Below are 13,381 nucleotides of genomic sequence, written 5' to 3'. Positions count from 1 at the left end.
AGACGATGCCGCAACAAGCGGCTCGTTATTTTAAAGCTACCTTTTGGGGAGGTGTTCTGTCGTATCTTAGAAATTCTTGCAGAAATATGCCATTTTAACGGGAATAGAATGGAAGGGGATTTTATATGCGCAAAAAATGGATCAGTACTTTGCTCGCGGCAGCTCTTATGCTGTCAATGGTCCCGGCGGTCCCCGCTTCAGCTGTACAGGCTCAGTCAGCAGGCGGGCCCCTCACTCGCGAAATCGACGAGGGTCTTCAGGCCGCTATCGACGCGGTAGTGGAGCCCTATATCTCCGACTCCTTCAACGCCCGGGCTATCCCCGGCGCTGTGGTGCTGGTTGCCAAGGATGGCAAAATCATTGCCGAGAAGGCCTATGGCTACTCCTACCTGACCGACCCGCCCACTGAGGGCCCCCTGTCCCACCTGAGCGAAGGCGCCCTGGCCGTCAACGCCGCCAGAAATGAGGCCGCCTCCACTGAGCCGGAAAACGGCACCAGAGTGGCTGACCCCGTGCCCATGACCACCGACACCCTCTTTGACCTGGCCTCCATCACCAAGGTCATGGCCACCACACAGGCTGTCATGAAGCTGGTCAGCGAGGGTAAAATCGCCAGCGTAGACGACACTGTGGCCAAGTATATCCCCGAATTTGCCCAGAACGGCAAGGAAAACGTCACCCTCAAGCAGCTGCTCACCCACACCTCCGGCCTCTCCCAGTGGGAGCCCGACTACCTGCTCTTTGAGAATGACAGACAGGCTGTGCTGGACTACTACTGCACGCTGCCTCTGACCTATCCCGGAGGCAAAAACGAGGAGGAGAACAGAGGCAAGTACTCCTACAGCGACATCAACTTCCGTATGCTCGCTTATGTCGTGGAAGCTGTCTCCGGAAAGACCATTGACGAGTACGTCAAGACCGAAATCTATCAGCCTCTGGGCTTGACCCGCACCACCTTCAAGCCGCTGGAGAACGGCTTTACCCAGGACGACTGCGCCGCCACTTCCTGGGGCGACATGTACGAGATGGCCATGGTGGACGAGGTCAACCTGCCCGGCTTCTCCTACGACTGCTCTGCCGAGAACTACGCCGCAGGTCTGCTCAAGCGGGATGCCGGTGAGCTGGGCCACTGGCGGGACTACACCCTCCGCGGCGAGGTCAACGACGGCAACACTGCCCTGGCCAGCGGCGGCGTCTCCGGTGCGGCCGGCCTGTTCTCCACCGCCTCCGACCTGGCCGTGCTGGGCCAGCTCATGCTCAACGGCGGCGTGTACAACGGCGTGCGCATCTACGACGAGTCTGTTGTGGACGAGTTCACCACCCCCCGCCTCACCGAAGAGGACCAGGGCTACGGCTTCAAGCTCTGGTGGGGCTTTATGGGCGATAAGGAGAATGATATCCGTCTGGGCAGTACCTTCGGCCACGACGGCTTCACCGGTACCCAGGTCTGGATGGACAAGGACACCAACATGACCGTGGTGGTCCTCACCAACAAGATGAACGTGGGCTCCGGCATCAGCTACAGCTCCTCCACCGGCCAGTACCGCCCCACCTTCAGCAACACCCTCTCCAATTCCTCCAGCAATCCTGCCATCAGCCCCGCTGTCAGCTATGCCATCTATGACTACTTCGGCGGCCGGGACAACATGCTCTCCTACACCGTCAAGTTTGACTCCAACGGCGGCAGCACCGTGGACCTGCAGCATGTGGAGCCCGGACAGCAGGCGGTTGAGCCTGAAGACCCCACCAGAAGCGGCTATACCTTCGCTGGCTGGTACACCGACAGCGATTTCACCACCCGCTACGACTTCAACACCGAAGTTTCCGGCAATATCACCCTCTACGCCAAGTGGAATGCCCTTTATCTCACTTACGAAATCGACGAGGGGCTTCAGGCCGCTATCGACGCGGTAGTAGAGCCCTATATCTCCGACTCCTTCAACGACCGGGCTATCCCCGGCGCTGTGGTGCTGGTTGCCAAGGATGGCAAAATCATTGCCGAGAAGGCCTATGGCTACTCCTACCTGACCGACCCGCCCACTGAGGGCCCCCTGTCCCACCTGAGCGAAGGCGCCCTGGCCGTCAACGCCGCCAGAAATGAGGCCGCCTCCACTGAGCCGGAAAACGGCACCAGAGTGGCTGACCCCGTGCCCATGACCACCGACACCCTCTTTGACCTGGCCTCCATCACCAAGGTCATGGCCACCACACAGGCTGTCATGAAGCTGGTCAGCGAGGGTAAAATCGCCAGCGTAGACGACACTGTGGCCAAGTATATCCCCGAATTTGCCCAGAACGGCAAGGAAAACGTCACCCTCAAGCAGCTGCTCACCCACACCTCCGGCCTCTCCCAGTGGGAGCCCGACTACCTGCTCTTTGAGAATGACAGACAGGCTGTGCTGGACTACTACTGCACGCTGCCTCTGACCTATCCCGGAGGCAAAAACGAGGAGGAGAACAGAGGCAAGTACTCCTACAGCGACATCAACTTCCGTATGCTCGCTTATGTCGTGGAAGCTGTCTCCGGAAAGACCATTGACGAGTACGTCAAGACCGAAATCTATCAGCCTCTGGGCTTGACCCGCACCACCTTCAAGCCGCTGGAGAACGGCTTTACCCAGGACGACTGCGCCGCCACTTCCTGGGGCGACATGTACGAGATGGCCATGGTGGACGAGGTCAACCTGCCCGGCTTCTCCTACGACTGCTCTGCCGAGAACTACGCCGCAGGTCTGCTCAAGCGGGATGCCGGTGAGCTGGGCCACTGGCGGGACTACACCCTCCGCGGCGAGGTCAACGACGGCAACACTGCCCTGGCCAGCGGCGGCGTCTCCGGTGCGGCCGGCCTGTTCTCCACCGCCTCCGACCTGGCCGTGCTGGGCCAGCTCATGCTCAACGGCGGCGTGTACAACGGCGTGCGCATCTACGACGAGTCTGTTGTGGACGAGTTCACCACCCCCCGCCTCACCGAAGAGGACCAGGGCTACGGCTTCAAGCTCTGGTGGGGCTTTATGGGCGATAAGGAGAATGATATCCGTCTGGGCAGTACCTTCGGCCACGACGGCTTCACCGGTACCCAGGTCTGGATGGACAAGGACACCAACATGACCGTGGTGGTCCTCACCAACAAGATGAACGTGGGCTCCGGCATCAGCTACAGCTCCTCCACCGGCCAGTACCGCCCCACCTTCAGCAACACCCTCTCCAATTCCTCCAGCAATCCTGCCATCAGCCCCGCTGTCAGCTATGCCATCTATGACTACTTCGGCGGCCGGGACAACATGCTCTCCTACACCGTCAAGTTTGACTCCAACGGCGGCAGCACCGTGGACCTGCAGCATGTGGAGCCCGGACAGCAGGCGGTTGAGCCTGAAGACCCCACCAGAAGCGGCTATACCTTCGCTGGCTGGTACACCGACAGCGACTTTACCACCCGCTACGACTTCAACGCTGAAGTTTCCGGCAATATCACCCTCTACGCCAAGTGGGAGAGCGAGTATGTCCCCACTCCCGGCGGCGGCTCTTCCACCACCACTGAGACCGTGAAGAATGAGGACGGGTCCACCACCAAGATCGTCACGGACAAAAAGACCGGCACCGTAACGGAGACTACCACATGGCCGGACGGCACTGTGATTACCACCACTACCCCCAAGGATGGCACCCCTGTCAGCAATGTCACTGTCCCTGCCGGCAAGGACGAGGTCACTGTCACTATCCCCACTGCCGAGCCGCCCACCTCCGGTCAGGTCGCTGTCATTGTAAATGAGGACGGCAGCCGCGAAATTGTCAAGACCTCTGTCGCCACTGAAGACGGCCTGCGTGTCACGCTTACTGAGAGTGCCAAGCTGGAGATCATGGACAACAGCAAGCATTTCTCCGATGTGGACAGCGGAAGCTGGTCGGCCGACGCCATTCAGTTTGTTGCCAGCCGAGAGCTCTTCCAGGGTACCAGCGACAGCATGTTCAGCCCCGCAGGCAGCATGACTCGTGGAATGCTTATGACAGTTCTGGCCCGACTCAGCGGCCAGGACACCACTGGAGGCGAGACCTGGTACTCTGTCGGCATGGAATGGGCCAAGAAGGCAGGCATCTCGGACGGCACTGCCCCTGAGGCGAATGTAACCCGTGAGCAGCTGGCTGTCATGCTCTACCGCTTTGCCGGTGCAGAGGGCGGAGAGGCTGCAGCGCTCACTTCCTTCCCTGATAACAGCACAGTCAGCAGCTGGGCTCAGGATGCCATGGGCTGGGCGGTTCAAAACGGTATTATTACCGGAACCGGTTCCGGCACCCTCAATCCTGCAGGAAATGCCAGCCGGGCTGAGGTTGCTGTAATGCTGCAGCGGTTTATTTCCCTGTAACACTGCTTTTAACTCCAGTATCGTTTCATCCGGACGGGAGGTCTCATGGATCATGAGGCCTCCCGTTTTAACATGGCTGCTTTTTCAGGGCAAAAACAGCAGTATGGCCACTGATTCTTATGGAAAAACGGCAAGCACCGTTCAGATGCTTGCCGTTTTTCCATTTTTCCGTTAAGTAGAGGCCCAGTCACATGAGCGCCCGCTGACTGATAAAACAAGCCGGAGCAAGCGATATGACGCTTGCTCCGGCCATGGCACGCCTGAGGGGATTCGAACCTCCGACCTACCGCTTAGGAGGCGGTCGCTCTATCCTGCTGAGCTACAGGCGCATATGAAATTGTGGGAGAGTGAACGCCTCCCCGCCGGTTTTCCGGCGTCCCGAGCGTTTTGCGAAGCAAAACCTCGATGTCGGGGGAATTCACTTCCCCCGCGCAGATAAAAATCGGGTCCCCAAAACCGGTTTTCCGGTTTTGGGCTGCGGTCGCTCCATCCTGCTGAGCGACTGGCGCATATAAATGTAAAAAACGTACCTTAATCCGTCCTGCCAACCTAGGCTGTCCGGCTGCGCTACGGAGTGTATTTTACCCTATCCCCGCTGCGCTGTCAACTTTGACGGAAAAATCCCCTGTGTTTTTGGGCAAAATATTTTCAAAACAAAAGGCTAAAAAAGTTGCCTTTTTCACCTTTGTACGCTATAATAAGTGGTTGTCTCTGATACTGTATTTGTGAAAGAAAGATTTGAGGTGCATCCCTGTGCAGAACGAAAAATTGCGCAACGTAGCCATCATCGCCCACGTCGACCACGGTAAGACCACCCTGGTGGACGAAATGCTCAAGCAGGGCGGCATTTTCCGTGAGAATCAGGCCCCGGTGGAGCGCGTGATGGACTCCAACGACCTGGAACGTGAGCGGGGCATCACCATTCTGGCCAAGAATACCGCCGTCCACTACAAGGACGTGAAAATCAACATCGTGGACACCCCGGGCCACGCCGACTTCGGCGGCGAGGTGGAGCGTATCCTGAAGATGGTCAACGGCGTCATCCTGCTGGTGGACGCCGCCGAGGGCCCCATGCCCCAGACCCGCTTCGTACTGTCCAAGGCCCTGGAACTGGGCCACCGGGTCATCGTGGTGGTCAACAAGATCGACCGCCCCGACCAGCGCATCCACGAGGTCATGGACGAGGTGCTGGAGCTGCTGCTGGACCTGAACGCCACCGACGAGCAGTTTGAGTCTCCCACCCTGTTCTGCTCCGGCCGCCAGGGCACCGCTTCCTACTCTCCCGACGTGCCCGGCACCGACCTGACCCCCCTCTTCGAGACCATTATCAACTATATCCCCGCCCCCGAGGCGGACACCACCGCCCCCTTCCAGATGCTGGTCAGCTCCATCGACTACAACGAGTTCGTGGGCCGTATCGCCATCGGCCGCATTGAGCGGGGCACCGTGAAGCAGAACCAGGAGATTGTGGTGTGCAACTACCACAACGCCGACCAGGCCCCCAAGAAGGCCAAGGCTACCGCCCTCTACCAGTTTGACGGTCTGGCCAAGGTGCCCGTCACCGAGGCTGACGCCGGCAACATCATCGCCATGAGCGGCATCGGCGACATCACCATCGGCGACACCATCTGCGCTCCCGACTGCGTGGAGCCCATGGAGTTCGTCAAAATCTCCGCTCCCACCATTGAGATGACCTTCTCCGTCAACGACTCCCCCTTCGCCGGCAAGGAGGGCAAGTTCGTCACCTCCCGCCAGCTGCGTGAGCGTCTGTTCCGCGAGACCCTGAAGGACGTGTCCCTCCGGGTCACCGAGACCGACAACACCGACTCCTTCAACGTGGCCGGCCGCGGCGAGATGAGCCTGTCCATCCTCATTGAGACCATGCGCCGTGAAGGCTATGAGTTCCAGGTCTCCCCGCCCCGTGTGCTCTTCCAGGAGATTGACGGCGTCAAGTGCGAGCCTGTGGAGCGCCTGGTGGTGGACGTGCCTGCCGACAACGTGGGCGCGGTCATCGAGAAGATCGGCGCCCGCAAGGGCGACCTGCTGGAGATGAATCCGGTGGGCAGCCGCATGAAGCTGGAGTTCCTGGTGCCCGCCCGGGGCCTGTTCGGCTACCGGAACGAGTTCCTCACCGACACCAAGGGCGAGGGCATCATGGCCAGCGTGTTCGACTCCTACGCCCCCATGAAGGGCGAGATTGCCCGCCGGAACACCGGCTCCCTGGTGTCCTTCGAGACCGGCGAGAGCGTGACCTACGGTCTGTTCAACGCCCAGGAGCGCGGCGTGCTGTTCATCGGCGCGGGCGTGCCCGTCTACGCCGGCATGATCGTGGGCGAGACCCCCAAGCAGGAGGACATCTCCGTCAACGTCTGCAAGAAGAAGCAGCTGACCAACATGCGCGCTTCCGGCTCTGACGACGCCCTCCGCCTGACCCCGCCCCGCCAGCTGTCCCTGGAGCAGTGCCTGGAGTTCCTGGCCGACGACGAGCTGCTGGAGGTCACCCCCGAGAACCTTCGCCTGCGTAAGCGTCTGCTGGACCACGCCGCCCGTATGCGCGAGGCCTCCAAGAAAAAGCAGTAAAAATTTGAAAAGGACGGACACAGCTCCTGTGTCCGTCCTTTTTTCCACCTCAGCCGTTGTGAGGGGTGGAAAACCGTGCTATAATGTATCGCGGCAGCCAGGCCTGTAAGGCCTAGGAATGGGAGCTATGGGAATGGGTAAATGGGTCATGATACTGTCGGCCGCTGTTTTGGCACTCATCTTCTGTGCTGCCGGCGTACTCTTCCGGAAAAAGGACCTCTTTTCCGCTCTGAACCACCCCCTTGCGAAAAAGCATCCCAATATCTCAAAGCGCTTCGGCACAATTATGATATGCTTTGCCCTCATATGGTTTTTTCTCGTTCTTGCGCTGATATCTTCCTGATTCCCGCCCTTTGGGGTCAGAAATCCCCGCACGTCCACACTGAATATCAAAGGAGATTCCGACTATGCCCTATGCCATTCTCGCCGTGGTGCTGGTCATCGCGGACCAGGTGGTCAAGTTCCTCATCCGGTCCAACCTGGAGCTGGGGGAGAGCGTGCCCTTCATCCCCCACGTCCTCAACCTGACCTACTACCAGAACACCGGCGCCGCCTTCTCCCTCTTCCGGGAGCATACCTGGATTCTGGCCCTTATCTCCGCCGTGGTGTCCGTGGCCCTGGTGGTAGTCATGGTCAAGCGGGTGTTCCGCCACCCGGTGGGACAGGTCATCCTGGCCGTCATCCTGGCCGGCGCCGTGGGCAACCTCATCGACCGGGTGCTCTTCGGCTACGTGACCGATATGTTCCAGACCATTTTCATCAACTTCGCCGTGTTCAACGTGGCCGACTGCTGCCTGGTGTGCGGCGTCATCGCCATGATGGTGTACGTGCTCTTCTTCCATGAGAAGCTGGAGAAGGCCCCGGCGGGACAGGAGGCAGGCCATGACGCCGCTGACCCTGAGGGCTGACCGGGCAGGGGAGAGGGTGGACCAGTTCCTCTCCCGGCAGCTGCCCCAGCTGTCCCGCTCGGCGGCCCAGAAGCTGCTGGAGGAGGGGGCCGTCACCCTCAAGGGCCTGCCGGTGAAGAAGAACTACAAGACCAACCAGGGGGATGAGCTGGTGCTCTCCCTGCCCGACCCGGTGGAGGTGGATGTGGTCCCCCAGGACATTCCCCTGGACGTGGTGTACGAGGACGGCGACGTCATTGTCATCAACAAGCCGGTGGGCATGGTGGTCCACCCGGCGGCAGGCCATCCCGACGGCACTTTGGTCAACGCGCTGTTATATCACTGTGGAAAATCACTCTCCGGCATCAACGGAGAGCTGCGGCCCGGCATTGTCCACCGCATCGACCGGGATACCTCCGGCCTGATTATTGCCGCCAAGAGCGACTTTGCCCATCTGGCCCTGGCCGAACAGCTCCAGGACCACTCCCTGTACCGGGAGTATGAGGCGGTGGCGGTGGGCGGCTTCAAGGAGGACGAGGGCACCGTCCGGGCCCCCATCGCCCGGCACCCCACCGACCGGAAAAAGATGGCGGTCAACTTCCTCCAGGGCCGGGAGGCCGTGACCCACTGGACCGTGCTGGAGCGGTTTTCCGGCTACACCCACCTCCAGTGCCGTCTGGAGACCGGCCGCACCCACCAGATCCGGGTCCACATGGCCCACATCGGCCACCCCCTGCTGGGGGACACGGTGTATGGCTCCAAAAAGCCCTATCCCGGTCTGGCCGGTCAGTGTCTCCACGCCCGGCGGCTCTCCTTCGTCCACCCCCGCACCGGGGAGCGCATGACCGTGGAATGCCCTCTGCCCGACTGGTTTGAGGCCGTGCTGGACAAGCTACGGCGCATGAGCTGAACCTTTTCCACAAAAGAACACCATCATGTGGATACAAAAGCCCCCGCATGGGTCTCTTCGGAGAGACCCATGCGGGGGCTTTATTGTCCGCTCTTCATACGGCAGGCTTTTGCGCCGGAAGCCTCTCCATCACATAGTTGTTCAGGGTGACGCCCCGGCGCTCCACGGTCTGCTCCTTTACCACCCGCCAGCCACGGGCCAGGAAAAAGGGAAGGGCGGTGCGGGAGGCGTGGGTGGTGTACCGCTGAGCAGGCACCGCCTGCTCCAGAGCGGCGCACAGGGCGGAGGCCACCCCCCGGCGCAGATGAGTGCGGGCCACATAGAGCCGGTCCAGATACCCGTCCGGGGCCATATCTCCAAAGCCCACAATTTCTCCGTTTTCCACCGCCACCAGGGTAACATGGGCGGAAAAGCTCTCATGCCAGGCCGCCAGGTCCACCCCCTCCGGCGGCGCCCAGGCGTCCAGCTGGCGGGGGTTGTACTCCCCGGTGCAGACCGTGTGCACCGTGTCGTAAAACAGCGCCCCCATGGCCGGACAGTCCTCCGGCCGGTATGCTCTCAGTTCCATGGCAAATCTGCTCCTTTTTTCGGCCCCAACAGGCCGTCATTTCGTCATCTGTCCTGTTTTTCCCCCGCGCCTTGACAAGGGATTCCCAACTGGTATAAAATAATGCCCGACCGCAGACAATCGAACACAGGGGCGCTGGACGCAAGTCCGGCTGAGATGCGGGGGATAGCGCTCCCCCCGGTCCCTTGAACCTGATCCGGGTAATGCCGGCGTAGGAAGATGATTCGGCTATGACTGTCGTTTCTCCCGTACCGCATTGCGCCCGTTCGGCCTGCGGTACATATTTTTTCGGGAGGAACGAAATCATGCCTGTCGTCACATCAAGCAAAGGAAACAAGTCCACAAAAGCACGTCTCTACACCAGAATGCTCTGCGAGGGCGCCATTATGGTGGCCCTGGCCCTGGTGCTCAACCAGCTGAAGATCTTCCGCCTGCCCAACGGCGGCTCCATCACCCTGGAGATGCTGCCCATCTTCTTCTTTGCCGTCCGCTGGGGCGTGGGCCCCGGCCTGCTGGCCGGCTTCGCCTTCGGCCTGCTCCAGATGTTCATCGACGGCGCCGTGGCCTGGGGCTGGCAGTCCCTGCTGCTGGACTACCTGGTGGCCTTCACGCCTCTGGGTCTGGCCGGTCTCTTTAAGGGTAAGGACTGGGGCATCTTCGCCGGCACCGTGCTGGGCTCTGTGGTCCGTTTCATCGTCCACTTCATCAGCGGCATCACCATCTACGCCATTGTGGCCCCCACGGAGCTGTTCAACATGACCTTCACCAGCCCCTGGATGTACTCCCTGGCCTACAACGGCAGCTACATGGCCATCGACATGGCCCTGTGCCTGGTGGTGTTCGGCCTGCTGTACAAGCCCCTGAAGAGATACTTCCTGGGCACTGATATCCGGTAAATCACACCATGTAAGGGGGAAGGAAATTGGGTAAATTTGACCGCGTGCTGCTGGCCAGCGACTTCGACGACACGCTCTACAACTCCCGCCTGGAGGTGTCCGCCGAGAATGTGGCCGCCATCGAGTACTTCATCCGGGAGGGCGGATACTTCACCGTGTCCACCGGCCGGGCCCACCGCACCTTCTCCCCCTACGTGCATCTCGCCCCCATCAACGCGCCCGTCATCCTGTCCAACGGGGCCCTGCTCTACGACTATTCTACGGATCAGGTGGTCTGCGAGCTGCCCCTGCCGCCCCAGGCGGCGGAGGATCTGGCGGTGCTGTCGGCGGAAATGCCGTCCATCGGCATGGAGACCTACCACGGGGACGACGTGTATATCCACCACCCCAACGCCTTTACCGACCGCCATGTGAAGCGGGTGGGCACCACCTGGACCCCCTGCGACCTGGCCGACATGCCCACGCCCTGGAGCAAGGCGGTCATTCAGGACGAGTACCAGACCCTGCTCTCCGCCCAGAAGTTCCTGCTGGACCGGTGGGGGGACAAGTACGAGGTCATCTTCTCCAGCTCCGCCCTGCTGGAGATTACCGCCAAGGGCGCCACCAAGGGAGGCATGGTCCTCCGCCTGGCGGAGCACCTGGGTGTGGAGCGGAAGGACATTTACTGCGTGGGGGACAACCAGAACGACATCCCCATGCTGGCTGTGTCCGCCATCCCCTTCGCCCCCGCCAACTGCGCCGACCCGGTCCGGGACTTCGGTCCGGTCATCGTCAAGTCCAGCGACGACCACTGCATCGCCGACATCATCCGCATCCTGGATGAGCGGTACAGCTGAATCAGAACCATTTTCAATGCCCGCCGGAATTCCGGCGGGCATTGTTTTTTCCACATTGGCAGCGCTTTTTGTGGACAGGCTCAGGCCCTTATCCCTGCTGGCGGCCAATCTCCTCCAGGGTACCCGCCAGAAGGGCGGCGTAGGCGGGCAGGGAGGAGAGAGGCGCCCGCTCGTCGGGGGAGTGGGCATCCAGAATGTCCGGCCCGGTGACCGCCATCACCAGTTCCGGTGCCTTGACGTGGAACAGGGAGGGCTCCAGCCCCACGTGGACGGCGGAGATGGTCATACCCCGGCCCGTCTCCCGGCGGAACACTTTGTCCAGCAGCAGGGCGAGGGGGTTGTCCGGCCTGCCCTGCCAGGCGGGGTAGCCGGTGGCAGTAACCCCAAAGCCGTTCTCCTCCGCCAGAAGGCGGTGGGCATTGGCCAGCGCTTCCTCGTCCGCCGGGTCGGCGCAGCGAAGGAATTCCGCCACCTTCACCGCGCCGTCCTCCGTCCACACCCGGCCCAGATTGGCAGACGCGGACACCACGCCGGGAAAGTCCGTGTGCCAGCGCTGTACGCCGTGGGTCAGGCCGCCGGTGAGGTCCAGCAGGGCATCCCGGCAGAGGTCATCCCACACCAGTTTGGGCAAGGCAGTCTCCTCCAGTGCCGCCTTGAACTCCGGGTCGGTGGTCCGGTGGGCCGCCTCCAGCTCTGCTGCCCAGGCCTCAAAGGCCGCCGTCAGCTGGGGGACATGGTCAGGGGAGAGGACCACCACCGCCGACGCCCCGGTGGGGATGGCGTTGTGGGCCTGTCCGCCGGAGAAATCCGCCAGCGCCCAGGGGAAGGGCAGGGCGGACAGCAGGGTGGTGAGGGCCTTGATGGGGTTGCCCCGGCCCCGGTGGATGTCGTCCCCCGAGTGGCCGCCGGAAAAGCCGGACAGAGTGACGGCAAAGGCCGCGCCCTCTTCCGCCGGGCAGAGGGCCAGGGGGCGGGAGAAGGTCTCCCGCCGCCCGCCAGCCGAGCCCACCACGGCGGTGCCCAGGTGGAAGCCGTCGGTGTTGAGCAGGTACTTTGCCCCCGCCAGCCAGACCGGGTCCACCTCCCGTGCCCCCGCCAGGCCCACCTCCTCGGCCACCGTAAGGATGACCCGCACCGGCCCACGGTCCAGCTTCTGCCCCAGCAGCCAGAGGACGGCGGCATTGCCCAGGCCGTTGTCCGCCCCCAGGGAGGACCGACCGTCCGACCGGAGAAAGCCGTCCGCCGTCACCGTGCGGATGGGGTCCCGCTCCGGCACATAGCCGCTGCCCGGACGGACCGCGCACACCATGTCCATATGTCCCTGGAGGATGGTGAGGGGCGCGCCCTCACACCCCGGAGCGGCAGGCAGGTCGGCGGTCAGGTTGCCGGCGGCGTCCATGACCGGCACGCCGCCCAGCGCCTCCAGCCGCCGGGAGAGCAGCTCCCCCACCGCCTTCTCCCCGTGGGAGGGGTGGGAGACGGTGCACATCCCCTGAAATTCCGCCACAATTCCCGCAGTGATGGCCTCCGGGCCACCCAGCCGCGCCGTCAGCTCTGTCATAACGCAAGCCCCCTGTGTCTATGTATTATCTGTATTGTACCATAGCTGCAAGCCATTTTGGCTTGCCCGCCGCAGAGCGGCGGAAAACCGGCCCCGCCGGTTTTGGGCTATGGTGCAACAAGCGCAACGCGCGGCGATTTCGCCGAGCCGGGCCGCCCAAAGGGCGGCCGCAAACAGCAAAACTGTTTGTATTGCGGTTATTGTACCACAGTTCGCCCCTCAGAGAAAGGCCTCGGCGCATCCCAGCAGCACCAGCAGCAGCCCGGACAGGGGCAGGGCGTATTTCCCCAGCAGACGGCCTGAAGGACCGGCCCCCAGCCAGCCGCCCAGGGGGATAAAGAGCAGCGTCACACCGAAATTGCACACCGCCGCCCCCAGGGGGGACAGCCCGCTGATGCCCGCCGCCACGCCCGCACCGGCGTTGTTCACCGCCAGCGCCGCCGCCAGGGGCACCCAGGCCCGCACCGGCGGCAGGGGCTCCGTGCCCTCCACGGGGGAGCGCAGCCAGTCCAGCAGGAACCACAGCCCGATGCCCAGCAGCACCAGGCCGCCCAGCATGTCGGCCAGTCCGGCGGGCAGGAACTGCCCCGCCGACGCCCCCAGCGCCAGGGACAGCCAGGTCACCACTGTGGTCACCCCCGCCAGAATCAGGCACCCCCCGGGGGACACCGTCAGCCCACGGACCGCGTACCCCATGGAGAGGAGAATGGTATCCAGATTACAGGCCATAGTAAAGACCAGTATGGCCCCGATGGAAGAGAGAATCTCCAACCTTCCACCTC

Annotated in this window: 10 protein-coding genes, 1 tRNA gene and 1 riboswitch; of the genes, 7 read left to right on the top strand and 4 right to left on the bottom strand. The window is 62.1% G+C overall.

Features of this window, described 5'->3' with window-relative positions:
• The first annotated feature begins 167 nt into the window (after window positions 1–167).
• Window positions 168–4,361 carry a serine hydrolase gene (locus ACOX7T_RS04615; RefSeq protein ID WP_433440334.1) on the top strand — a complete coding sequence of 1,398 codons (4,194 nt, stop codon included), beginning with the start codon at window positions 168–170 and terminating at the stop codon, window positions 4,359–4,361.
• A gap of 252 nt (window positions 4,362–4,613) precedes the next feature.
• Here the strand turns inward: ACOX7T_RS04615 and ACOX7T_RS04610 are convergent.
• Window positions 4,614–4,690: transfer RNA gene (locus tag ACOX7T_RS04610), tRNA-Arg, on the bottom strand.
• A gap of 424 nt (window positions 4,691–5,114) precedes the next feature.
• Here ACOX7T_RS04610 and typA point away from each other — a divergent pair.
• The 4 genes from typA to ACOX7T_RS04590 all read left to right on the top strand — a co-directional run bounded on the left by typA (window position 5,115) and on the right by ACOX7T_RS04590 (window position 8,738).
• Entirely contained in the window at window positions 5,115–6,941 is a 1,827-nt protein-coding gene (gene typA, locus ACOX7T_RS04605; protein WP_433440332.1) for a translational GTPase TypA, read from the top strand.
• 127 nt (window positions 6,942–7,068) lie between these two features.
• Entirely contained in the window at window positions 7,069–7,284 is a 216-nt protein-coding gene (locus ACOX7T_RS04600) for a hypothetical protein (protein WP_433440330.1), read from the top strand.
• A gap of 64 nt (window positions 7,285–7,348) precedes the next feature.
• Window positions 7,349–7,849 (top strand): signal peptidase II, encoded by a 501-nt coding sequence (gene lspA, locus ACOX7T_RS04595; protein WP_433440328.1) that lies wholly within the window; start codon window positions 7,349–7,351, stop codon window positions 7,847–7,849.
• The gene (locus ACOX7T_RS04590) at window positions 7,824–8,738 is read left to right on the top strand and encodes an RluA family pseudouridine synthase (protein ID WP_433440326.1); all 915 of its coding nucleotides are present in this window, start codon (window positions 7,824–7,826) and stop codon (window positions 8,736–8,738) included. The genes lspA and ACOX7T_RS04590 overlap by 26 nt, the downstream gene beginning before the upstream one ends.
• Before the next feature lie 94 nt (window positions 8,739–8,832).
• Here the strand turns inward: ACOX7T_RS04590 and ACOX7T_RS04585 are convergent, their stop codons facing one another.
• Window positions 8,833–9,306 carry a GNAT family N-acetyltransferase gene (locus ACOX7T_RS04585; protein ID WP_433440324.1) on the bottom strand — a complete coding sequence of 158 codons (474 nt, stop codon included), beginning with the start codon at window positions 9,304–9,306 and terminating at the stop codon, window positions 8,833–8,835.
• Window positions 9,307–9,424: 118 nt separating this feature from the next.
• A riboswitch (TPP riboswitch) is annotated at window positions 9,425–9,542 on the top strand.
• Between the two features lie 69 nt (window positions 9,543–9,611).
• On the opposite strand from ACOX7T_RS04585, the gene thiT reads away from it, so the two are divergent.
• Together thiT and ACOX7T_RS04575 are read left to right on the top strand one after the other, a co-directional pair.
• Window positions 9,612–10,202 carry an energy-coupled thiamine transporter ThiT gene (gene thiT / locus ACOX7T_RS04580; protein ID WP_433440322.1) on the top strand — a complete coding sequence of 197 codons (591 nt, stop codon included), beginning with the start codon at window positions 9,612–9,614 and terminating at the stop codon, window positions 10,200–10,202.
• A gap of 26 nt (window positions 10,203–10,228) precedes the next feature.
• The gene (locus ACOX7T_RS04575) at window positions 10,229–11,038 is read left to right on the top strand and encodes an HAD-IIB family hydrolase (protein ID WP_433440320.1); all 810 of its coding nucleotides are present in this window, start codon (window positions 10,229–10,231) and stop codon (window positions 11,036–11,038) included.
• Between the two features lie 88 nt (window positions 11,039–11,126).
• Here ACOX7T_RS04575 and ACOX7T_RS04570 read toward each other — a convergent pair whose 3' ends face one another.
• Window positions 11,127–12,599, bottom strand: a complete 1,473-nt coding sequence (locus ACOX7T_RS04570; protein WP_433440318.1) for a M20/M25/M40 family metallo-hydrolase — start codon at window positions 12,597–12,599, stop codon at window positions 11,127–11,129.
• Between the two features lie 219 nt (window positions 12,600–12,818).
• Window positions 12,819–13,370 (bottom strand): sporulation protein, encoded by a 552-nt coding sequence (locus ACOX7T_RS04565; protein WP_433440316.1) that lies wholly within the window; start codon window positions 13,368–13,370, stop codon window positions 12,819–12,821.
• Window positions 13,371–13,381: the final 11 nt, after the last annotated feature.

Source organism: Pseudoflavonifractor sp., from assembly GCF_050943825.1.
Lineage (GTDB): Bacteria > Bacillota > Clostridia > Oscillospirales > Oscillospiraceae > Pseudoflavonifractor.
The sequence above is the reverse complement of the archived record's forward strand: the minus strand, read 5'-3'. Positions and strand labels throughout refer to the sequence as shown.

What these genes read in the sequence shown, in the direction of transcription:
- ACOX7T_RS04615 (WP_433440334.1), top strand. Translation starts at nt 168, where the DNA reads ATGCTGTCAATGGTCCCGGCGGTCCCCGCTTCAGCTGTACAGGCTCAG.
- ACOX7T_RS04600 (WP_433440330.1), top strand. Translation starts at nt 7,069, where the DNA reads ATGGGAATGGGTAAATGGGTCATGATACTGTCGGCCGCTGTTTTGGCA.
- lspA (WP_433440328.1), top strand. Translation starts at nt 7,349, where the DNA reads ATGCCCTATGCCATTCTCGCCGTGGTGCTGGTCATCGCGGACCAGGTG.
- ACOX7T_RS04590 (WP_433440326.1), top strand. Translation starts at nt 7,824, where the DNA reads ATGACGCCGCTGACCCTGAGGGCTGACCGGGCAGGGGAGAGGGTGGAC.
- ACOX7T_RS04585 (WP_433440324.1), bottom strand. Translation starts at nt 9,306, where the DNA reads ATGGAACTGAGAGCATACCGGCCGGAGGACTGTCCGGCCATGGGGGCG.
- thiT (WP_433440322.1), top strand. Translation starts at nt 9,612, where the DNA reads ATGCCTGTCGTCACATCAAGCAAAGGAAACAAGTCCACAAAAGCACGT.
- ACOX7T_RS04570 (WP_433440318.1), bottom strand. Translation starts at nt 12,599, where the DNA reads ATGACAGAGCTGACGGCGCGGCTGGGTGGCCCGGAGGCCATCACTGCG.